A 22,616-nucleotide genomic window follows, 5' to 3' on the forward strand; every position below is an offset into this window, starting at 1 on the left:
TTTGTCAAACTATCCAGTGTTTATCGGTGGTTTGATAGAACACGTTTGCCGTGAGTGCATTTGTGAGCCATCGAATCATGGAAGAGAAGCAAGAACGTTACACCATTTCAGAAAAGACCTATCAAGAGTTCATCGACCACACTCGCGTGCTTGCTCTTGAAGAAAGAGGCATCGTCCAATGTGGAATTGCTACTTGTCGAGAGTTCTTTTCCGTTTATCGAAAAAACCAGAAGAAACACATGTTGTTGTACACGGTTCGTGGCAAAGGCTGGTTGGAGAGCGGAGCCTGTCGTTATGAACTGGAGCCCGGATCGTTGGTGATCGTGCCAGCAGGTATTGAAAATGGCTTTGGAATGGAAGACGAAATGTGGCAAATCGCATGGGTGTTTCTCTCACAAGACAAAGAATGGTCGATGGTGAATGAAGAGATTGAGTATCAACTTACACCAGCACCAGAAGTGATGTATTTCTGCATTCAGACTCTATTGCGAAGTATCAATCTACCTATCTATTATGGTGGTGAAGTCGGCGCACACAGTGTTGCCCAGTTAGAGCTCATGCTGAATATGCCGCACTCAGATTCCATATCACGCAACCAGTTAAAGTTGCGCCGCGTATTCGATTTGGTTCAGAGACAACTCCATAAAGAATGGACGGTAGAACAACTTGCAGCCCTGTACCCATGTTCTGAACCCCACTTGCATCGTTTGACCCAGCAACAGTTTGGGCGAAGCCCAATGGCACACTTAACTCGTATGAGAATGGAATATGCCGCGCGTTTGTTGCGCTCAACAGAGTGGTCAATTCAGCACATCGGTGAAATAGTAGGGTACCCAACAGGCGCAAACTTCAGTACACGATTTAAAGCTTGGTCCAACATGACTCCGCGCGAATTTAGGAAAAACGGTAAGCTAGATTCAAACTTCAATGAGTGAATCGTTCTTTTTATGACCGATTGAGTTCATAAAATTCCCTAGGCACCAGAATTTTGTACTCTAATTGGCGAAATGTGTGAAAAATCATTTCGCCATTTTTAACGAAAGTGTTACCGTGAGGTTCGATACTTGAATTTCAAAGGGTTATGACTTTCATGTTTTCTAATCTACCAACTCCCGTATTAGATCCTATTTTATCTCTTTCCGTCGCATACCGCGGCGATGAACGTCCAAACAAGGTTGACCTTGGTATTGGCGTGTACAAAAACAGCGCTGGTGAAACGCCAATCATGAAAGCCATTCAAATGGCACAAGACGTGGTTGTCGAAAACCAAAAGACCAAATCCTACGTTGGGCTTGCAGGCTGTGAAGAATTCAACCAAAGCATGATCGATCTACTTCTGACGGGTACGTCAGCAACAGATCGTGTGGCAGCGATTCAAACGCCCGGTGCAAGCGGTGCGTTGCGTATGCTGGGTGACCTAATGAAGGTTGCACAACCAGATACGACGGTTTGGATTTCAAACCCAAGTTACGTAAACCACAAGCCAGTGATGGAAGCGGCTGGACTTAAGGTGAAGTTCTACCATTACTTCTCGCCAGAAACGAAACAAGTTGATACAGCGAAAATGCTAGAAGACCTCTCTAAAGCAGGTCCTTCTGATGTCGTGCTTCTGCATGGCTGTTGCCACAACCCAACGGGTGCAGATATTGATTTTTCTGCGTGGCAATCAATTACAGAGCTTTCGCAAAAGAACGGTTTTACCCCATTTGTGGATATTGCTTACCAAGGCTTTGGTGACGGTCTAGAGGAAGACGCAAAAGGTCTCCGCTTTATGGCTGACAACGTAGAAGAAATGCTGATCACAACCTCATGTTCTAAGAACTTTGGTTTGTACCGTGAACGTACTGGTGCTGCGATTGTGATCGGTAAAAACACGCAAGACGTGGCGAATGCAAAAGGTAAGCTTCTTACATTAGCACGTTCAACTTACACTATGCCGCCAGATCACGGTGCAGCATTGGTGAAAACCATTCTTCAAGATGCCAACCTTACTTCAGTTTGGAAACAAGAATTGAACGAAATGCAGCAACGCTTGCTGAATCTTCGTCAAACTTTGTGTAACGAATTGAGAAACAACCATAATACAGATCAATTTGATTTCATTGAGAGTCACAAAGGCATGTTTACTGTGCTAGGCTTTAGTGAAAACCAAATGGCGCAACTGCGTGAAGATTATGGCATTTATGGTGTCGGTGATGGTCGTATCAACATCGCTGGTTTGACCGAAACTCATATTCCTTACGTTGCTGACGCGATCCAAAAAGTATCTCAACGTTAATTGGGAGAGTTAATGAAGAACTGGAAACTGATTCTGCCGCTAATGATGAGCGGCGGTCTTATTGCTTGTACATCTACACCGAAAACCACTGAGCCTGCTGAGCCAGAAACGCCAGTTGTGGAGCAACCGGTAGAGAAGCCGGACGTAAAACCTGAAATCGAGCCAAAACCTGAGGTGAAACCGGAGCAAAAACCGGAAACAGAACCTGAGAAAAAGCCGGAGCCAAAACCAGAAAAGCCAGCTAAGGTTCAAAAAACGCCTGATGGCATGCTGGTCCTTGGTGCAGAAGAATGGGTTTACGTACCAGCGATTGACCGCACATTTAAAGCTCGCATTGATACAGGAGCGACAACGTCTTCTATCAGCGCAACCGAAGTGGTTCCGTTCGAGCGTGATGGTAAAGATTGGGTTCAGTTCAAAATCGATATCAACGGTAAAGCAAGTAAAGAATTTAAACTTCCAGTAGAGCGTTGGGCAAAGATACGTCAGTCTTCTTCGGAAGATGTTGATAAACGTCCAGTTGTTGTTGCTTACATCCAGGTAGGCGACCTAAAAGAGCAAACCGAGTTTACTCTAACAGAGCGTGGACATATGAAGTTTCCGATGCTCTTAGGACGTAGCTTTTTCCGAGATGTCGCTGTTGTGGATGTATCAAAAAAATACGTTCAAAACAAACCAAGCGGTAAGTAGTTCATCGTTTGGAAACTGAAACAAAAAAAAGCCTCTCAACTGAGAGGCTTTTTTATTTTTTCAATCAGTTAACCGAGTTTCAGTTCGCTTGGTTAACCTGTAGAAGTTAGTAAGCGAAACGCGCTGACAACACAAGTTGTTGACCGTAAGTACCGTTATCTTTCAAATCAGCACCTAAAGATAACTGTTGAGTCGAATGGAACCTTGCACCAAGGTTGTAAATCGTTTTTGAATCATCATTATCGATTAATTGGCCAATTCGACCGTGCAATTCGATGTTCTGCATAAACCAAACGCGAGTACCGATGTTAACTTCGGTCTTCCATTCATCACCGACAAGATCACCACTGTCTTTTTTAATGTTGTGAACCAGCATTTGACCATAGATATCAGCAAACTGACCTGCCGGACCATTAAAGCCAATACCACCGGCGATGTCCCAGTCACCACTGAACTCACTGTCTGCGCGTCCAATAAAATGCGTGTTTTCTGTAAAGTATGTTGTGACTTCGCCGCCAAACGTGCCTGGGCTTGTACCCATGCGGAATTCCATCATGTTGTAATTGAAATTGTTAGCGTGTGCGGCAAGTGGCAAAACAGCGCACAAACCAAAGGTTGCTACCTTTAGAGCTTTACCTAGCATGGGTGTCTCCGGCAAAAAATAATACGAACGAAAAAAAGGTCTGCAAAATGCAGACCAAGATTTACAAAATATCATTATAGGTGTTTCCCGTCACCCTATGCACTAGGACAAAGTGCGCATGATCAATGTTTTATTGCCCAAATTGGCGTTGAAAGGGCAGAACTACATCACAACTAAATGTTCGACTTCGATTTCCGGTTTGCTTCCGCCTTCAAACTCACCGAATAGACGTACTTTTGTGGTTTGGTCAATAGGAGTTGTTAGTCGAATATCATCATCCAATTCAACCATGATTTCGCCAGAGCCATCGCTGAAGATAAATTGGTCAGCACGAGTTTGACGTAATAGATTGCCTTCTACGACAACGTCTTTCTCTGTAAACATGCTTGAGTCTTTGATCAAGGCATCTACCTTTTCTACCGTTACAGGTCCATTAAATTGGATGCTTGATTGACCGTGGTTGTGGTCTTTAGCCATTGCAACAGTAGGAGCGATAGCAAGTGCAGCGATAGTAGCGATTACAGTATTTTTCATAATTTGGTTTCTCTATATAGGTGTTCGTTTTTGATGGTGCTATTAAAACAAACCGTATTTGAACCATTACTGATTCGAACATTCATATTCGATTCATTTTCTTGAGTCCGATACTGAGATAACGTTATGATTGTTCACCTTCTTTTTTCTCTTATTAAACGTTCATGAAATCACCAATCCCTTCATTAATGGTACAAGGCACGACTTCTGATGCCGGAAAAAGCGTCCTTGTGGCAGGTTTATGCCGTGTACTAGCCCGTAGAGGGATAAAGGTTGCCCCATTCAAGCCACAGAACATGGCCTTAAATAGTGCAGTAACCAAAGATGGTGGGGAGATTGGGCGTGCTCAAGCAGTGCAAGCGCAAGCGTGTAATGTCGAACCAACCGTTCACATGAACCCAGTGCTAATCAAACCGAACAGCGATACAGGTGCACAGATCATCTTACAAGGTAAAGCTTTGTCGAACATGGATGCTGTCGGATTTCATGATTACAAAAAAGTGGCAATGGGAACCGTATTGGACTCATTTTCAAAACTGGTGGATGAATACCAATCCGTCATGATTGAAGGAGCAGGCAGTCCGGCAGAGATTAACTTAAGAGAAAATGACATCGCCAACATGGGCTTTGCAGAAGAAGCCAACGTACCCGTTATTATTATCGCGGATATCGACCGTGGTGGTGTGTTTGCCCATCTGTATGGGACGCTAGCGTTACTATCCAAATCTGAACAAGCTCGCGTTAAAGGCTTTGTGATTAATCGCTTCCGTGGCGATATCGGTTTGCTTGAATCTGGTCTTGATTGGTTAGAAGAGAAAACGGGCAAGCCTGTACTGGGTGTATTGCCGTATCTTCACGGGCTAAACCTCGAAGCAGAAGACGCCATTACGGCACAGCAAGAGCTGTCTTCACAAGTGAAACTCAATGTTGTGGTACCAGTATTAACCCGCATTAGTAATCATACCGATTTTGATGTGTTGCGTCTTAATCCAGACATTAACCTTCGATACGTTGGCAAGGGAGAAAAGATCGACAAAGCCGACCTCGTGATCTTGCCGGGTACTAAGTCAGTTCGAGACGATTTGGATTATCTACGTAGCCAAGGCTGGGATAAAGACATTCAACGTCACATCCGTCTGGGTGGCAAAGTCATTGGCATTTGTGGTGGTTACCAGATGCTTGGCAACGTAATTGACGACCCAAATGGCGTAGAGGGTCAGCCTGGTCGTAGTGAAGGTCTTGGTTTGTTAGACATCACTACAACTCTAACCGACAGTAAACAGTTAACGCATACACAAGCGCAGCTTTGCCTAAACGGTAAGACAGCAGACGTGAAAGGCTATGAGATTCACGTTGGTCGAACTGAAGTTAAGAGCGCTCAACCTCTCAAGTTAAATTCTGGGGAGGCAGAAGGATCGCTGAGTGAATGTGGCCAAATTATGGGAACTTACCTACACGGGTTCTTCGATGAGGCAGACGTGTTGAGCTTGGTTTCAGAGTGGGTAAACGGCACTCAAATAAAACAACAAGACTTTGAAGAGTTAAAAGAACAGGGCATTAATCGCATTGCGGATGCGATAGAACAACATATGAATCTTGACTTTCTGTTCAAATAAAACCAGTTTTTAACTGTTTGAAGCACAAATAAAAGTGGACAGATAGCTCCACAGTTTCAACTTCTGCCTGCCTAGAACCGGAGTGTTTTTATGAAAGCATGGAAAATACATGCTTGCCTAGTGGCAATATTGAGCGTTTCATCAGCAGCAAACGCAGCAACTGAATTAAAAGTCTACGCAGCTTCGTCAATGACCAACGCGGTCAACGATATTGCACAACAATTCGAGACAAAGTATGACGTAACGGTCACGCCTGTTTATGGGGGGTCTTCGTCTATCGCTCGCCAGATTTTAAACGGCGCACCTGCAGATATTTTTATCTCGGCAAACACTAAGTGGATGGATTACTTAGTAAAATCAAAAGCAGTAAAAAATGACAGTGTCACTAATTTAGTGCGAAATAGCCTAGTTTTGATTGCACCAAAAGCCTCAACAATCGAGCCTTTTGATTTTTCAGATGCAAAAGCATGGAACCAAGCATTAGAAGGTAATCGCCTTGCTTTGGGTAACCCTGTATCTGTTCCTGCCGGCATGTACGCGAAAGAATCGCTCACCAACCTTGGTGTTTGGAAGAAATTAGAACGCCAAATTGCACCTGCAAAGAACGTTCGTTTAGCTTTAGCGCTTGTTGAACGTGGCGAAGCCCCATTGGGCGTGGTGTATAAGACGGACGCACTTTTAACAGATAAAGTAAAAGTGGTGGGCGAGTTTGCAAATGACACTCACGCGGACATCATTTACCCAGCAGCGATTGTTAAAGACTCTACGCAATCCGAGCAATTCTTCGAATATTTGAAATCGGACAATGCTAAAAAAGTGTTTGCACAATACGGTTTTCAATAAAAAGGGCATAGAGTGACAGAACTTGAATACCAAGCCTTAATACTGAGCCTTAAAGTTGGAGCATATGCTGTCCTATGGTTGATTCCTTTGGGAATTGCTCTTGCTTGGTTACTTTCACGAAAAGAGTTTATCGGGAAGTCTATTCTAGACAGCTTGATCCATCTGCCATTGGTTTTACCGCCAGTGGTAATTGGTTATCTATTGCTGATCTCGCTTGGCCGTCAAGGCTTTTTGGGGAATTGGCTATATGAACATTTTGGTTTGGTATTCAGCTTCAACTGGAAGGGAGCGGTGGTTGCTTGTGTTGTTGTAGCTCTACCTTTGATGGTGCGTTCCGTCCGTCTGAGTTTAGATAATGTTGACCCGAAACTTGAGCATGCCGCATCGACGTTAGGCGCATCACCTTTGAAGGTGTTTTTTACGATCACATTGCCTTTAACCATTCCTGGAATTATTACCGGAACGATGTTGTCTTTTGCCCGTAGCCTTGGTGAATTTGGTGCCACAATCAGCTTTGTTTCTAACATACCAGGCGAAACCCAAACCATTCCTTTGGCGATGTACAACTTCATAGAAACGCCAGGAGCAGAGATAGAAGCTGCTCGTTTGTGCGTTATTTCCATTGCTTTAGCACTGTCGACCTTAATGATCTCTGAATGGTTAAATCGTAAAGCGGCTTCACGTCTGGGAGCTAAGCGATGACTATCAAAATTCAATTTAAACAATTACTTGGCGAAACTGACTTTGACATTGACCTGACATTACCGGGTAACGGAATAAGTGCCTTATTTGGTCGCTCAGGAGCAGGAAAAACAACGTTAATCAATGTGATTAGCGGATTGGTCACACCCCAACAAGGCAAAGTGTCCATTGGGGAACATGTTCTTTTCGATAGCGATGTTGGCATTAATTTACCCACGCATAAACGCAGAATCGGTTATGTCTTCCAAGACTCGCGTTTATTCCCGCATTACTCCGTGAAAGGCAATTTACTCTACGGTGTCGTGGAAAAAGATGAAGATTATTTTGATAAGGTGACAGAACTGCTCGCTATTAAGCCGCTACTGAAACGCTTTCCAATCTCTTTATCCGGTGGTGAAAAGCAACGTGTCGCTATTGCAAGAGCGCTTCTTTCCAAGCCTAATCTACTTTTGATGGATGAACCTTTGGCGTCTCTAGATATGCCGCGTAAGCGTGAAGTAATGCCATTTTTGGAAGAGCTGTCTGAGCAAGTCAATATTCCAATCGTATACGTTACGCATAGCTTGCAAGAAATCTTACGTTTAGCGCAGCACCTGTCGATTCTAGACAAGGGGCGAATCATGACGTCTGGCAAGTTAGAAGATGTGTGGGCTTCTCATACCATGCGTCCTTGGCAGTCATTCTCGGACCACAGTAGCTTGTTTGAAGGAAAGATCGCAACGCATCACGAGAAATACGCATTGACGTGTGTAAAACTCGCGCCATGTGCTTGTTTGTGGGTTCAAAAGGTGGATGGTGAACCTAATACGCCAATTCGTCTTCAAGTACGTGCGAACGATGTTTCTATTGCATTAGAGAAGCCTGTTGGCACCTCTATTCGTAACGTCTTAGCCGCAACAGTTGCTTCCATAGAAGAGCTGAATACAGGTGAAGACAAGCAAAGTATTACCGTTTCGCTCAAACTAGATGAAGAGTGCCATTTGTGGGCAACGATTACGCCATGGGCATTGGACGATTTGAACCTAAAAGTCGGCGATGCCGTCTACGCTCAGATAAAAGGCGTAAGTGTTACACAACGAGATATTGCGTTAGCTCATCACTGATTACCAGAACCTCAAATACACAAAAGGCCGCATCTGCGGCCTTTATTTTGAAGAGTTTCGGAATTACTTCACGAATACTTCTTTGAATTCACGTTTAAGAAGAGGATCGCGACGTGCTTTCTTAAGTTGCTTAACCATGTCTTTCACGCAGTTGTGTAGAACATTGTCTAGCAGTTGAGCACGGTAGTCTTCTTTGTCTTCATCTGTCATGTTTTCTGGCAGATTTAGTGTCGGGAATTCTTCCATTACATTTAGGCCAGCAAAAGCTTGACCAACAGATACTAGAGCGTGGAATTGCTCGAAGTTGTCCAGAATGTTTTGTGCACTCGCTGGCATTTCATCCCAAGATGCACGAACAGCTTCTTCAGACACTTCATGGATAGAGGTAACCATCTCGAACATTTGCTCAGGAACTTCGTCAAACTCGATAACTTTGCGCAGTTCTGGAGAAATAGTTTCTAGATCGATTTTTTTACTTTCGTTGTTAGTTGCTTCTGACATGGTAAGTCCTGTTAGTACATAAGTGCGCACATTACTTTTAGTGCATAGTGTAACCAGATTACAGTGGCTCTCGTTACAAAAGGCGGGAATATTAATACCAAATGCATCAAATAGCTACCATAAGAACTATTTGATTACGTGACCGTTCAACAAAAAAATATAGCACTAAATTTGTCGCGTAATGCAACAAGTCTGTGAGTATGATATATGTTTAATAAAGACTGATAAAAGAATGGAACGCGCTATGCAACCGACAGGGACATCGATGCGCATTCTGTTAGTTGATGATGTTCAACTAGACCGAATGCAGTTGGCTATCCGATTAAAACAACAAGGTCATATAGTTAAAGCCGTTGGAAGCGGGCTGGAAGCACTCAATACCTATGAAAGCTTCGACCCAGAGCTCGTATTGCTCGACATTGCGATGCCCGACATGAATGGCTTCGAAGTGTCGCTTCATATCAGAGAAACCTTCCCGGATTGGATTCCTATTATCTTCTTAAGTAGTCATGAAGAGCCAGAAATGATCGCGAAAGCGATAGAGGCGGGTGGTGATGACTATTTGATAAAGCCGGTCGACAAATTGGTGCTCAATTCCAAACTTATGGCAATGCAGCGTATTGCCCACATGCGTCGTGAATTGAAGCAAGCAACAGCGCAACTTGAAGAAATGAATTCACGTCTGCAGCAACAGGCGAACGAAGATGGTTTAACAAAGTTGTATAATCGACGCTATATCGATCATAAACTTGAAACCATGATCGCGTGGCATGGTCGCCATCATATGCCGATGGCGTTAATTCTTCTCGATGTAGACTTCTTTAAGCCATTTAATGACAACTACGGTCATATAGAAGGGGATCGATGCTTACAAGCAATCGCAAACCAACTCAAAGCGACATTCTGCCGTTCAGGAGAATATGTAGGTCGTTACGGCGGTGAAGAGTTTGTCATTTTACTGAACAGTACAGACGCCCAGACCGCAGAAAGAGAGGCGGAGCGAATCCAAGAAGCGATGTACTTCTTAGATTACCCACATGCATACTCTAGCGTTGCAAATAGAGTGACAGTGTCACAGGGTGTGTTTGCATTTCAGCCAACAGGTAAGGATAATGTCGCTGAATTATATGCGACTGCAGATAGAGCACTTTACACATCAAAGTCGCTAGGTCGCAATACGTATACTGTAGTAAATGCAAGTTAAATCAATACGATAGAATGAGATACACACCAGTGACATTGTCACTTATTTCGACTGTTACTTTTGCAAATTCAGCGCAAGTACAGCAAACCTTACAAAAAGAGTTTGAGCGTAATTTCGCAATTGGCATCGTCTTATCCGATAGTGATGTGTTTACGTTAGGATTTCACGATTTTGACCCAAACAAATACCTAAATATCGACAATGAGGATATTGGTACCCAAGATTCGATTGATTTGAGAAAACAGGTCGCAATTTCGACGCTACCTTATCACCTTTCACTGACTGACAAAGAACAAACGAAGGCTCGATACAACTTAAAAGGCAGGTTGTACGCTCTCAGTATTGATCAAGATGTCACGGTAAACGATGATAAAAGACCTGACCGAAACAAAGAATTGATTCTTGGCGCGTACAATGAACTCCAACGTCAAGACACTCTCTCTGAACACCTCACGCTAAGCACCGCAGCAGGTGCCCATTTTATGTATTATCGCAACGACTATGATTACCGTAGCGATGCTCTCGATAACTTGAAGCCCTATCTAGAAGGCATTTACCTCAATACCGATGCGTGGGCATTGGTTGGTGAAGTTAATGCTGAGCTCAAATACTTAGAAAATGAAAAGTGGGGGAAATGGTACGTTTGGTCTTCGCCGCATTATTTTTACGGTGCAGGCTGGGGCGAAGGTAATAATGGCGATGTGGGTAACCCTGAGGGCTGGTACTGGGTCAATGGCGTAAAGCTTTTCTATGATTTTACTAAGGTAGGTCGCACGGTTCAGTCTGTTTATACAAGCTTCAATCGAGTAGACGTAGGTGGCGATACCAGTAAACCGATGAATACTTCACACTATTATGAAGCAAGCGTCGGCTGGTTGATGACACCGCCATTCAAATCCGATTGGATTGACAATGTCGGACTAGGTCTGACGATCAACTACGGCAGCGCACTCAAAGGCGGCAGTTTGGTTTTGTTCTTTAATCAAGAGTAGAGTCAGTCTATCTCTCGCGGTTGAATTTTGTTCGGATGAGGGACGCCTATACCCAAGTAACCTCGAGATGCTAGGTTCAGCGAGACTGACTTGGTTTGTAGACGCGGCGGCGATTTAAAGGTTTAGTGGGTCTAAATCAAGAATCGACAACAAAGTATACAAGCCAAGGCAGCTCGCCCTTTGGGAGCGTGTCATTGACCCGATTGCTGCGTCAAACAACTTGGAAAGAGCTGGCTATTACACTGCGTTGCTTTCCTTGCTCTCGAATCAATGACAACGCTCTGAATCCTGCATCTTGAAGTCACTTGGGTATAGTCAAAATTATTTTAGGCGAGGCAAGGAGTGTGTCGTTTAGCCTTCCAAACAAATACTGCTTAATAAACCAGCATAAAACTGCTTGAAAACGCAACCGCTCCAAGGCATAAAGAAAACATTTGCATTTATTTCTTCTCCAAGCCAAAATCGCGCCCCATTTTGCTTAATAGGAACATAAGCACATAAACCAAGTCATGGAACGGCGATAGCAAACACATAAGAGTTATGCGTAAGTTGGCTTGTCTGGCGATGGTTTTCGCCTCTACTTCTTCTTATTCCAGTACGGTTCAAAAACAACTTCAAAAAGAGTTCGATTATAACTTTGCATCCAGCATTGTGCTTTCTGACAGCGACGTTTTCACGTTTGGATTTTCAAACTTCGACCCTAATGAGTTCCTTAACCTTGATGATGAATTGTTGGGTGATAGTGAATCCGTCGATTTACGAAAAAAAGTCTCTGTGATGTCTTTACCATTCAGTGTTCCCGTTAACCATTATCGTTACTCTCCTTATCAAACTAAGGTAAATGGAAGGGGGTATCTACTGTCTGCTCAACAAAAAATATCCGCATTTGAGTCGAGTACACCCGACGAAATGGATGAGTTGACTTTTGGTGGCTACTTAGAAGTCGAACAGGAAGCGTATCTCAACCGAAATGTAACGTTAAGCGCGGCGGCAGGTACACACGTCATGTATTACCAAAATAATTATGCGTACCGGAGTGATACATTAGAAGACTATAGAGACCAGATTGATGGCGTTTATGTCAACACGAGCTCTGTAGCTATGGTTGGTGAACTTAACGCGACTGTAAAATACAGCCCTTACGGTCATTTTGGACAGTGGTACTTTTGGTCCTCACCGCACTATTTCAATGGTTTTGGCATCAATCTGGGGAAGGGAGATGATGCTATTAATCCCGAAGGTTGGTACTGGGTCAATGGCGTGAAAGTCTTCCATCGGTTGGCTATTTGGCAAAATATGGTCCAATCGTTTTATACCAGTTTTAATCGTGTAGACATTGGTGGAGACACGAAAAAGCCGTTAAACACAGACCACTACTACGAAGCAAGTATGGGCTGGTTGATGACTCCTCCAGTCAAAATTCCGTTTGTCGTTAACATCGGTGTGGGGATGAGCCTGAACTATGGTAGTGCATTCAAGGGGGGAAGCTTGGTGCTTTTCTTCAACCAAGCATAATGTCCGTACATTGATGTAATACGGATTAAGCGTGGCAGAACCTAACGCAGTTTCTGCCTGCTTTTTTCGCCTTGTACAAGGCGTCATCCGCTAACTTAATAACATCAGCAGGATTGCGAGCACTGCGGCTGTCTGCCACACCAAAACTTGCCGTTACTGACACGGTTTTCTTCTTCGGAACGGCATTACCACGTTTTTTACGACCTTGTTTGTTATCTTCAGGACGGTTGTCTTGATCGCGTAGAATCATTTCATATTGTGCAATCAGTTCGCGAACTTCTTCCACATGCGTTTCGCAATCTTCGGTGTACTTGCCTTTGAAAACGATCGTGAACTCTTCTCCACCAAAGCGGTATACCTTGGCGCCGCCCTGGGTTTTCATTAGGCGAGAAGCCACCATCTTCAATACATCATCACCAGTATCATGCCCATAGGTGTCATTGAATTTCTTAAAATGATCCACATCGAGCATCGCAATGGTGAACTTTCGCCCCATATGTTTTAAGTCTAAATCTAATGCGCGGCGGCTTGGGATGAGCGTCAGGCTGTCAGTAAATGCCAGCTGATGACTTGCTGATGTTGAGTAGATGATGATCAACAATCCAGTTAGCGTGAACATGGTGCTAGATATGTATTGAACATCGAAGAAAATAAACGTTGCTGATGCCAGAACCATTGCAGAATAGGTCATTGCATGGATGATCTTGTTCTTCTTAAGCACTAAGATTCCAAGAAAACAAACAATGCCAATGCAGTAAAGCACCAAGACCAAAGGAAGCTTGGAGATACTCGGTACGATAAACAAGATACCATTAGTCCACTGTTCAAAGCCGCCTTCGACGTAATACGTCAATGTTACGTAAGACCAAAACACAAACAGGATCAACATCAACATGTACGTTAGGGTTGCTCGTGAATCGAAGCCTTCTTTATTGAAGAGAAAAACAGCTAAGAAAGACACAGGAAGCAAACTTGCGAGGATGGTAAGCTCTAAAAGAGCTGTGCCAGTTTGAAGTGGTACCTGTAAGCGGTGCTGAATCACAAAATAAGCGAGGAGCATCGCGATACACACCATGGACTCGCGACCTTGCTTGAACGAGTAACACATTAGTAGTGCACAGCCGAGCAAAATATACGGCAAGTTTGCAGCGATTCCCCAGTTCGACTGAGTCATCTGAATAATGCTATCCATACCCACGCTGACCATACCCAATAACAAAATTGGGAATAGAAACCTAAAGCCTGGGGAGGTCATTAAAGATGAAGCCATCTACTACAAATTACCTTCAAATAGTTGAATATATCTAATGAGTTACATTAAGCATTCAATTAATACCGTGTGTGAACAGTATAAATTCACATGCTTTCAAAACTAACAAGAATACGTGTATTTAGGAAATTTCCAAGCATTTTACAGTCAATGCTTACAAAAAGAGAGAGGTTGATTAAATTAAGAGCAATCAACAAGTTGCATGTAACTTGTGGGTGCTATACTTTCAAAGTGTTGAACAAAGGAGAAAATCGATGCAGATCAGTTCAGACGTACACAATTACATGGAAACTTTGGTAGGACAGGTGCTTGCTTCAGAGCAGTATATCGATGAGTTTGACAATGAGCAGCTCGCCGATATTGCCTGTCTCGCGCTTATACAGTTAAAACCGGTTTATATTCGACACGACATCGATTTTCTTTCTGCACTTCCTGAGCGAAAGCTGGCTCAGTTTAAGCAAAGTGTTGATATCGCAGTCCAAAATGCAGCGGCAATGATCCTAGAAGACAGACGCAAAAATCGTAACAATGATGTGCCTGTAATTTTGTCCCATACCAGTTATGATGAAGACAAAGAACTGGATTGGTTCGAAAAACCGATCCTCAACGTCAACATAAAATAATCGATGTTCATTAGTATCTAAGAGAAGGTACAGATAGTGGGCATCCCCAAGGAGGAACCGTGGGATTCTTTTCACGCTTGTTCGGTGGCAGTGAAAAAGCTGCTGAAGTAAAAACGGTTGAACCAGTTGAGTACAAAGGGTACCTAATCTATCAAGAAAGCCTTTCAGAAGGCGGTCAGTACCGTATTGCTGGACGTATCGAAAAAGACTTTGATGGCGAAGTGAAGTCACATCGTTTTATCCGTTCGGATTTATTGGGTTCAGAGCAAGACGCCAATGAACTGATGCTCAAAAAATCGCAGATGTTTATTGACCAAATGGGTGAAAAGATCTTCGATTAAGAATTCACTGCAACTTGATACGAATCATCTTAAAGAGAGCCATTAGTGTATATGCTGATGGCTCTCTTTCTTTTTTAGGCTTAAATATCTGTTAAATAAGCAGTTAGAGTGTGTCTGGTTAGACCTCTGCTTAGTCATGCTAATCGTTGTTATTTTTCAGCGCGAAGTGGAGAATTATTCATTCCGTGGCGTTATATGTAATGAAATTTAGTATTTTTATTACAAAACACTTGAAGTCACGATTGACGTTAGATAAAAACAGAATAATAACAGGGCTGTTAGTCAAGATGTGACTATGCAAGTGGGTGACCCCAAACACCATCATTCGTTTGCATTTATCTTGCGTCGTAAACAGATAGAAATAAAAAAGAATTAGAGTAGAGCTACGCTCTGTTTTGGGACTAATTATTGATATGTATACAAGGAGTATGCGTTTTGCAAATCGGTGTACCTAGAGAAATACTCGCAGGTGAATCGCGAGTAGCTGCATCACCAAAGTCGGTTGAGCAGTTAATTAAGTTGGGGTTCGATGTCGCTATCGAATCTCAAGCGGGGGTGCTAGCCAGTTTCGACGATGCAGCTTATGAAGCCGCAGGGGCGAAAATTGTATCTAGTGAAGAAGTATGGACATCAGGCTTAATCCTTAAAGTCAATGCGCCGCTCGTGGATGAAGAGAAAGGCATCGACGAAATCGCATTACTACAAGATGGCGCAACACTAGTAAGCTTCATCTGGCCTGCTCAAAATGCAGAGTTAATGGAACAACTTTCTAGCAAGAACATTAACGTTCTGGCAATGGACGCCGTTCCTCGTATCTCTCGTGCGCAAGCATTAGACGCACTTTCTTCTATGGCTAATATTGCCGGCTATCGTGCCGTGGTTGAAGCTGCACATGAGTTTGGTCGATTCTTTACTGGTCAAATTACGGCAGCAGGTAAAGTTCCACCAGCGAAAGTGTTGGTTGCAGGTGCTGGTGTTGCGGGTCTTGCGGCGATCGGCGCTGCTGGTAGTCTTGGTGCTATCGTTCGCTCTTTTGATGTTCGTCCTGAAGTAAAAGAGCAAGTTGAATCGATGGGTGCAGAGTTCCTGACTGTAGACTTCAAAGAAGACTCGGGCTCAGGCGACGGCTACGCGAAAGAAATGTCAGATGAGTTCAACAAAAAAGCGGCTGAGCTGTACGCAGAGCAAGCTAAAGACGTTGATATCATCATCACCACCGCACTAATACCGGGTAGACCGGCTCCGACGCTAATCACCAAAGAGATGGTGGATAGTATGAAAGCTGGTAGCGTTATCGTTGACCTTGCCGCAGCAAACGGCGGTAACTGTGAATACACTGTAAAAGATCAAGTCATCACAACGGCTAACGGCGTGAAAATCGTTGGTTACACCGATATGGTAGGTCGACTGCCAACGCAATCTTCTCAGCTATACGCGACCAACCTTGTAAACCTTCTAAAGCTGCTGTGCAAAGAGAAAGATGGCAACATCAACATTGATTTTGAAGATGTTGTTCTTCGCGGTGTCACTGTAGTGAAAGAAGGCGAGGTTACTTGGCCTGCACCACCGATTCAGGTGTCTGCGCAGCCACAAGCTAAACCACAAGAACCTGTTAAGCCACAACCTAAAGTTGAAGAACCAACGTCTCCAGTTAAGAAGTTTGGTGCACTGGCAGTAGGCGTTGGTGCGTTTGCGTGGGTAGCATCTGTTGCTCCAGCAGCTTTCCTGTCTCACTTCACCGTGTTTGTGTTGGCGTGTGTGGTAGGTTACTACGTAGTGTGGAACGTAACACATGCTCTGCATACTCCTCTAATGTCTGTAACGAACGCGATTTCGGGCATTATCGTAGTAGGTGCACTGCTACAAATCGGTCAGGGTAATGGCGTTGTTACCTTCCTATCATTCATTGCTGTTCTCATTGCAAGCATTAACATCTTTGGTGGCTTTACCGTGACCAAACGTATGCTTGAAATGTTCCGCAAAGATAAATAATAGGAGTAACCAATGTCTGCAGGATTAGTACAAGCGGCATACATCATTGCTGCGCTATTTTTCATCTTGAGTCTCGCGGGACTTTCTAAACAAGAATCGGCAAGAAACGGTAACTACTACGGTATTGCGGGTATGGCGATCGCGCTTATCGCGACGATCTTCAGCCCAAATGCGGAAGGTTTTGCGTGGATCATTATTGCAATGGTGATCGGTGGTGGTATCGGTATCCACTACGCGAAGAAAGTAGAAATGACTGAAATGCCAGAACTAGTTGCGATTCTACACAGCTTTGTAGGTATGGCAGCAGTACTTGTTGGCTTTAACAGCTACTTAGAGCCACCAGCACCAGTTTCAACTGACCTCGCTGGTATGCACGCTGAACATGTGATTCACCTTGTTGAAGTATTCCTTGGTGTATTCATCGGTGCTGTGACCTTTACTGGTTCTATCGTAGCGTTTGGTAAACTGCGTGGCATCATCTCATCATCGCCACTTAACTTGCCTCACAAGCACAAAATGAACCTTGCGGCGATCGTCGTTTCTACGCTTCTTATGATTTACTTCGTAAAAGCCGACGGCAGCATGTTCGCATTGATCATCATGACGCTGATAGCGTTTGCATTCGGCTACCATTTGGTTGCATCAATCGGTGGTGCAGATATGCCAGTAGTCGTTTCAATGCTGAACTCATACTCAGGTTGGGCAGCAGCAGCGGCTGGTTTCATGCTAGCAAACGATCTTCTGATCGTGACTGGTGCACTGGTTGGTTCTTCAGGCGCTATCCTGTCTTACATCATGTGTAAAGCAATGAACCGCTCATTCGTGAGTGTAATTGCAGGCGGCTTTGGTCAAGAAGTTGTGATTTCCAGTGATGAAGAGCAGGGCGAGCATCGTGAAACGTCTGCTGAAGAAGTTGCAGAAATGCTGAAGAACTCAAAATCAGTGATCATCACTCCGGGGTACGGTATGGCAGTAGCTCAAGCGCAATACCCTGTTCACGAGATTACTGAAACGCTACGCGCTCAAGGAATCGAAGTTCGCTTTGGTATTCACCCAGTAGCGGGTCGCCTACCTGGCCACATGAACGTACTGCTAGCGGAAGCTAAAGTTCCTTACGATATCGTGCTAGAAATGGACGAGATCAACGATGACTTCCCAGAAACAGATACGGTTCTTGTTATCGGCGCGAACGATACAGTTAACCCAGCAGCACTAGAAGATCCAAATAGCCCAATTGCAGGTATGCCTGTATTGGAAGTTTGGAACGCGCAAAACGTAGTCGTATTCAAGCGTTCAATGAATACTGGCTATGCAGGTGTTCAGAACCCATTGTTCTTTAAAGAAAACACCTCAATGCTATTCGGTGATGCGAAAGAAAGTGTCGAGGCGATTTTCAAAGCACTTTAAAATAAGTTGCTTTAAAACTAATCAAGGTCAGCATTCGCTGGCCTTTTTTTGTGCTCTTTCAATGTTATAGTACTGCAAATCCTTAAGCCGTCTAATGTCATTTGCTTGTTTATTGATGTATAGTTCTGGCTAATATAACAAGTAACGGTAACAGTTTGATTAAACAGTTTTTGCTCCGTTCTGCTCTAATGCTGCCACTTTTTTCGGCACCCGCATTTGCAGATTCATTACCAGAACGAATAGATACATTTACAGAGCTATTTAATTATGAAGTGGCTCTTAAATCGTATGATATACGCATACTGCAATCTAACTACCCAACTAAGTTGCTTTCTCCGGATTCAATGCTGCCACAAACCGCAGATTACCCGCTGAAAGACATCCAGCAGTTGTACCGTTTGGCGAACACATGTCGCGGAAAATTACCGTTAAGCCCTTTAATTACTGAACCTTTGGTGTTTACGCGTGCCATATGTAAAGGGACGCAACTTACACCACGTTGGTTTTCTCGAAGCGGTCTGATCCACCCAGGTGGTGGTACATACGCAGCGCGTTATGCGGAAAAGTATCCTGAGCTACGTAACAAACTTGCTCAGTACATGCATATCAAAGAGAGAAGTAATGATGAAGGGGATGAACTGCTTTCTAGCCTGCAAAACATGGATGATGATGCAATTAATGCACTCATCGCTGGCGCAAGTATGTTCATTGAAGGCAAAGAACTGTGGCTTCGCCGTGGCGACCATTATTTTGTATTCGCTAAAAACGTATGGCAGGAGAACGTTGCAAACGCCGGTCTGTCTTACGGTTTAGCATCAGAAAGCCGAAGCTGCTTCGTAAAACGTGGCAACATTTGTTGGGATGTGGAAGATCACTCGCAAGTGTTGCGGATCAGTATGATCATCCTCGTCATCGCCAACATTTTGTTGGTGATCGGTTGGGCGGTATATCGTTGGAATAGCAAACGTGAAGAAATGCGCAGCCGCATGTTGGTTCTGCAAATTTTAACGCACGAACTGAGAACGCCGATCGCATCATTGTCGCTAACTGTAGAAGGGTTTCGTCGAGAGTTTGAACACCTTCCGGAAAGTGTCTACGATGAATTCCGTCGATTGTGTGAAGATACGCGCCGATTACGCCAGTTAGCAGAAGCAAGTAAAGATTATTTGCAATCTGATAACCAAATGCTTGCAACAGACTGGGTTCCATCCGTTGCAGAATGGCTAGAATATAAGATTGAAGAAGAATTTGATAACGCTGTACTTTTCAAAATTAATGAAGATGTAGCTGCTAAAGTTAACGTGTATTGGCTCGGGACCTGTATCGATAACTTGCTGCGTAACGCATTGAAGTATGGCGAAGCACCGGTAGAACTTCGTGTTGAAACCAGTGCAGAAAAAATCATTATCCAAGTCATAGATGCCGGCAGCTTGACTGCAAAAGATTGGGCAAACCTAAGAAAACCGTTTGTTAGTAAGAGCGGACTAGGGCTTGGATTAACAATAGTTGAATCAATGGTAGGCCGCATGGGCGGAAAAATGTCCCTAATGGGACCACCTACAACCTTTATATTGGAGATACCTTGTGAAACAGACACTGCTTCTCGTTGAGGACGATAAAAACTTGGCTGACGGCCTGTTAGTAAGCCTGGAACAAGCAGGATATGAGTGTTTACATGTGGAGCGTATTTCAGACGTTGAGCCACAATGGAAAAAGGCTGACTTAGTCATTCTCGATCGCCAACTGCCTGATGGTGATTCGGTACAATCACTTCCTGAATGGAAAAAAATTAAAGATGTCCCAGTTATTCTGCTGACTGCACTGGTGACAGTTAAAGATAAAGTTGCGGGTCTTGACTCTGGCGCGAACGATTACTTAACAAAACCGTTTGCTGAAGCGGAGCTATTTGCACGTATTCGTGCACAGTTGCGTGCACCAGATTCAGCAGAACAAGGTAATGCCGATAAAGTCATGACTAAAGACCTAGAAATCGACCGTGCAACACGCGAAGTCGTTTTCAAAGGGGAGATGATCACTTTGACTCGTACCGAGTTTGACTTGTTATTGTTCTTAGCATCAAACCTAGGTCGTGTCTTTACTCGTGATGAGCTACTTGACCATGTATGGGGTTACAACCATTTCCCAACCACACGTACTGTAGACACACACGTACTGCAGCTTCGCCAGAAGTTACCAGGTCTTGAAATCGAAACGCTTCGTGGCGTTGGTTACAAGATGAAAGCGTAAGAACAAGAATGAAAACACTACTTCCTGTAGTTCTATCATTACTGTTAGTGAAACCAGTCCATGCAACGGACTGGTTTCAATCCAACACACCGCTGACACAAGCACACCAACATCTTTTAGAAGATGACCTCGGTGGCATGTTCAACTCTCTTGTCGAACTTTGGCAAAGTGAACCTAATAAAGAACTAAGACCACACCTTAATGACTTGCTCGCTCAATCACTATCAAAAGACTGTGGAAAATCTTTAACGGGAGTGACTCTACCGGAGTGGATAAGCGGGATTAACGTTATCCGGCAAACCATACAAAGCCCCGGGCGTGATACCTATCGCTTAGTCGTTAAGCTACGTGCAACAACCGACATCGATGACATTTCTTTTCGTCGTTGGGTTGATAGCTCAATCTCGGCGGATAGTTCTTTTAACTACGAAGAGCCACAACAAGGGACGGAATTAGCCAACGAACGTAACTTCCTCAAGCGCTATAACCTTACGGGTAAACTAGACGCTGGCTTATACCACCTATCTGTGACGACAAAAGACAAACGCACTTACAGAACTTGGGTCATATTAGGTGATTCAAATTCTTCACAATATGTTCGTTGGACCTCCAAAGAAAATTGGAAAGTAGAAAAGAGCGCGCTACGCAACCCACATTGTCCTCTACCACAACTTGAAGTCGGACTTTACGATTACGTTGAAGGCCAGTATGAACAAGTGTGGAAAAAAACGTATGAGTCGAACTATCCAAACTCATTAGAGTTAGAGGGAATACCAAATGATCGCTATGTTTTAGCTGTAAGTATCAACAGTCGTCGTTGGCAAGGTGACATTATTGTTGAGCAAGCTCAAACTATTAGCCGAACCTATGATGTTTCTCTCGAAGAATAGCTAAAGAAATTACATTTGTGCCGATATAAGTTCAGGAAGAACGAAAACACAAGTGTAGTATGAAGACACAATTCAAAATTTTAGCCACCACCATGACTGCAGCGCTGTTCTCCGGCGCTGCTTCTGCTGCAACTTACGCAATTGAAGCACGCAGTGATGCGATGGGTGGAGTGGGCACTGTATCTGCCTCTTACCTAACCGCGCCATTCTTTAACCCAGCACTGACCGCAATCTATCGTCGTAACGATGATGCAGGCATGATCGTGCCAAGTTTCGGTATCAATTATAACGACCAAAACGGTCTGATTGATGAAATCGAAAGAATCGGCAAACTCACAGATCCAGCAGAGATCGCAAAAGGTCTGAATGGCATCAACGGTCAAAAAATGGATTTCGATATCGGTGGTGTTGTTGCTGTTGGTATCCCTAACAAATTCCTATCTGCGACCGCTTACGGAAAGCTCTACACAGAATCCTTTGTTCAACCGGAAGTTAACGACGTTACGGACATCGACAAAAACTATGTTCGAGGCGTTTCAATCGGTGTAGCAGAGGCGGGGATCTCTTTAGCGAAATACGCTAACTTCATGAATCAACACTTGTCCTTTGGTATAACTCCAAAACTGCAGCGTATATACACTTACTCATACGCTACAAGTTTTGCGTCTTTCGATACCAAAGATCTTCGCGAAAATGAAACCGCAGAAACCATGTTTAACCTAGATGCCGGTGCATTGTGGTTCTTCGGTCCTTACCGATTAGGTATTTCAGCTAAAAACTTGATTGGTCGTGATGTGAAAACAAAAGCGTTTACGTTCACTCAGGGCGGGAATAATTACAACATCAATTCATATGAGTACAGCATGCGTCCGCTTTACACTGTGGGTGCAGGCTACGTAGCGGACTACTTTAGCTTCAGCGTTGACTACGATTTGAATGAAGAGAAAAAGTTCTCTACGTTCGATGACAACACTCAAATGATTCGTGCCGGTTTCGAAATCGATGTACTGCGTCAACTAGCTCTGCGTGGCGGTTACATGAAAAACCTAGCGCGTTCAGATGACGAAGGCACAATTACTGCAGGTATCGGACTGTCACCGTTAAATCTAATCGAAGTAGATATCGCCGCACAGTACACTAACGAAGACGCAATGGGGGCTTCAATTAATTTCCTTGCGACCTACTAAGTGAATCGTTATAGTCAGCTCCTCACAATGAGGAGCTT

Annotated in this window: 22 protein-coding genes; 18 read left to right on the top strand and 4 right to left on the bottom strand. The window is 43.9% G+C overall.

Annotation, left to right across the window (positions count from 1 at the left end):
* Nucleotides 1-77 precede the first annotated feature (77 nt).
* The 3 genes from OH459_RS12055 to OH459_RS12065 all read left to right on the top strand — a co-directional run bounded on the left by OH459_RS12055 (nucleotide 78) and on the right by OH459_RS12065 (nucleotide 2,968).
* On the top strand, nucleotides 78-935 hold the full coding sequence (locus OH459_RS12055; RefSeq protein ID WP_269986989.1) for an AraC family transcriptional regulator: 858 nt from the start codon (nucleotides 78-80) through the stop codon (nucleotides 933-935).
* Between the two features lie 155 nt (nucleotides 936-1,090).
* A complete protein-coding gene (locus OH459_RS12060; protein WP_005446889.1) occupies nucleotides 1,091-2,278 on the top strand; it encodes an amino acid aminotransferase in 1,188 nt (395 codons plus the stop codon).
* 12 nt (nucleotides 2,279-2,290) lie between these two features.
* Complete coding sequence (locus OH459_RS12065) at nucleotides 2,291-2,968, top strand: ATP-dependent zinc protease family protein (RefSeq protein ID WP_269986951.1); 678 nt, start codon at nucleotides 2,291-2,293, stop codon at nucleotides 2,966-2,968.
* Between the two features lie 106 nt (nucleotides 2,969-3,074).
* Here OH459_RS12065 and OH459_RS12070 read toward each other — a convergent pair whose 3' ends face one another.
* Entirely contained in the window at nucleotides 3,075-3,611 is a 537-nt protein-coding gene (locus OH459_RS12070) for a hypothetical protein (protein ID WP_005446887.1), read from the bottom strand.
* Nucleotides 3,612-3,773: 162 nt separating this feature from the next.
* Complete coding sequence (locus OH459_RS12075) at nucleotides 3,774-4,145, bottom strand: YgiW/YdeI family stress tolerance OB fold protein (protein WP_005427087.1); 372 nt, start codon at nucleotides 4,143-4,145, stop codon at nucleotides 3,774-3,776.
* Nucleotides 4,146-4,309: 164 nt separating this feature from the next.
* Here OH459_RS12075 and OH459_RS12080 point away from each other — a divergent pair, with 164 nt between their 5' ends.
* The 4 genes from OH459_RS12080 to modC all read left to right on the top strand — a co-directional run bounded on the left by OH459_RS12080 (nucleotide 4,310) and on the right by modC (nucleotide 8,409).
* The gene (locus OH459_RS12080) at nucleotides 4,310-5,761 is read left to right on the top strand and encodes a cobyric acid synthase (protein WP_269986954.1); all 1,452 of its coding nucleotides are present in this window, start codon (nucleotides 4,310-4,312) and stop codon (nucleotides 5,759-5,761) included.
* Nucleotides 5,762-5,851: 90 nt separating this feature from the next.
* Entirely contained in the window at nucleotides 5,852-6,604 is a 753-nt protein-coding gene (gene modA, locus OH459_RS12085) for a molybdate ABC transporter substrate-binding protein (protein ID WP_269986956.1), read from the top strand.
* 12 nt (nucleotides 6,605-6,616) lie between these two features.
* Nucleotides 6,617-7,306: a molybdate ABC transporter permease subunit gene (gene modB / locus OH459_RS12090; protein ID WP_005446883.1), complete on the top strand. Its 690-nt coding sequence runs from the start codon at nucleotides 6,617-6,619 to the stop codon at nucleotides 7,304-7,306.
* Nucleotides 7,303-8,409 carry a molybdenum ABC transporter ATP-binding protein ModC gene (gene modC, locus OH459_RS12095; protein WP_269986958.1) on the top strand — a complete coding sequence of 369 codons (1,107 nt, stop codon included), beginning with the start codon at nucleotides 7,303-7,305 and terminating at the stop codon, nucleotides 8,407-8,409. Before modB ends, modC begins: the two co-directional genes overlap by 4 nt.
* Nucleotides 8,410-8,472: 63 nt before the next feature.
* Here modC and OH459_RS12100 read toward each other — a convergent pair whose 3' ends face one another.
* Nucleotides 8,473-8,910, bottom strand: a complete 438-nt coding sequence (locus tag OH459_RS12100; protein WP_005446880.1) for a DUF3069 domain-containing protein — start codon at nucleotides 8,908-8,910, stop codon at nucleotides 8,473-8,475.
* Between the two features lie 244 nt (nucleotides 8,911-9,154).
* Between OH459_RS12100 and OH459_RS12105 the strand changes: the two genes are divergently transcribed.
* The 3 genes from OH459_RS12105 (at nucleotide 9,155) to OH459_RS12115 (ending at nucleotide 12,621) form a co-directional block, all read left to right on the top strand.
* Nucleotides 9,155-10,114 (top strand): diguanylate cyclase, encoded by a 960-nt coding sequence (locus OH459_RS12105; RefSeq protein ID WP_005446879.1) that lies wholly within the window; start codon nucleotides 9,155-9,157, stop codon nucleotides 10,112-10,114.
* A 14-nt stretch (nucleotides 10,115-10,128) separates the two neighbouring features.
* Nucleotides 10,129-11,106: a Solitary outer membrane autotransporter beta-barrel domain gene (locus tag OH459_RS12110; protein ID WP_269986959.1), complete on the top strand. Its 978-nt coding sequence runs from the start codon at nucleotides 10,129-10,131 to the stop codon at nucleotides 11,104-11,106.
* Between the two features lie 540 nt (nucleotides 11,107-11,646).
* Entirely contained in the window at nucleotides 11,647-12,621 is a 975-nt protein-coding gene (locus OH459_RS12115) for a Solitary outer membrane autotransporter beta-barrel domain (RefSeq protein ID WP_050938536.1), read from the top strand.
* A gap of 25 nt (nucleotides 12,622-12,646) precedes the next feature.
* Here OH459_RS12115 and OH459_RS12120 read toward each other — a convergent pair whose 3' ends face one another.
* The gene (locus tag OH459_RS12120) at nucleotides 12,647-13,891 is read right to left on the bottom strand and encodes a GGDEF domain-containing protein (protein ID WP_005446873.1); all 1,245 of its coding nucleotides are present in this window, start codon (nucleotides 13,889-13,891) and stop codon (nucleotides 12,647-12,649) included.
* A 254-nt stretch (nucleotides 13,892-14,145) separates the two neighbouring features.
* Here OH459_RS12120 and OH459_RS12125 point away from each other — a divergent pair, with 254 nt between their 5' ends.
* The 8 genes from OH459_RS12125 (at nucleotide 14,146) to OH459_RS12160 (ending at nucleotide 22,578) form a co-directional block, all read left to right on the top strand.
* Nucleotides 14,146-14,514 (top strand): late competence development ComFB family protein, encoded by a 369-nt coding sequence (locus OH459_RS12125; protein WP_005446871.1) that lies wholly within the window; start codon nucleotides 14,146-14,148, stop codon nucleotides 14,512-14,514.
* 59 nt (nucleotides 14,515-14,573) lie between these two features.
* A complete protein-coding gene (locus OH459_RS12130) occupies nucleotides 14,574-14,855 on the top strand; it encodes an HlyU family transcriptional regulator (RefSeq protein ID WP_005446863.1) in 282 nt (93 codons plus the stop codon).
* Between the two features lie 435 nt (nucleotides 14,856-15,290).
* Nucleotides 15,291-16,847, top strand: coding sequence for a Re/Si-specific NAD(P)(+) transhydrogenase subunit alpha (locus OH459_RS12135; protein ID WP_009696668.1), 1,557 nt, complete (start codon nucleotides 15,291-15,293; stop codon nucleotides 16,845-16,847).
* A gap of 12 nt (nucleotides 16,848-16,859) precedes the next feature.
* A complete protein-coding gene (gene pntB, locus OH459_RS12140; RefSeq protein WP_005446861.1) occupies nucleotides 16,860-18,254 on the top strand; it encodes a Re/Si-specific NAD(P)(+) transhydrogenase subunit beta in 1,395 nt (464 codons plus the stop codon).
* Nucleotides 18,255-18,442: 188 nt separating this feature from the next.
* A complete protein-coding gene (gene vxrA / locus OH459_RS12145; RefSeq protein ID WP_301182665.1) occupies nucleotides 18,443-19,864 on the top strand; it encodes a sensor histidine kinase VxrA in 1,422 nt (473 codons plus the stop codon).
* Nucleotides 19,839-20,501 carry a response regulator transcription factor VxrB gene (gene vxrB, locus OH459_RS12150; protein ID WP_005446851.1) on the top strand — a complete coding sequence of 221 codons (663 nt, stop codon included), beginning with the start codon at nucleotides 19,839-19,841 and terminating at the stop codon, nucleotides 20,499-20,501. Before vxrA ends, vxrB begins: the two co-directional genes overlap by 26 nt.
* An 8-nt stretch (nucleotides 20,502-20,509) precedes the next feature.
* Entirely contained in the window at nucleotides 20,510-21,391 is an 882-nt protein-coding gene (locus OH459_RS12155; RefSeq protein ID WP_005446850.1) for a DUF2861 family protein, read from the top strand.
* Between the two features lie 59 nt (nucleotides 21,392-21,450).
* Entirely contained in the window at nucleotides 21,451-22,578 is a 1,128-nt protein-coding gene (locus OH459_RS12160; RefSeq protein WP_005446848.1) for a conjugal transfer protein TraF, read from the top strand.
* Nucleotides 22,579-22,616 lie beyond the last annotated feature (38 nt).

Source organism: Vibrio sp. MM46 (assembly GCF_027587135.1).
Classification (GTDB): domain Bacteria; phylum Pseudomonadota; class Gammaproteobacteria; order Enterobacterales; family Vibrionaceae; genus Vibrio; species Vibrio harveyi.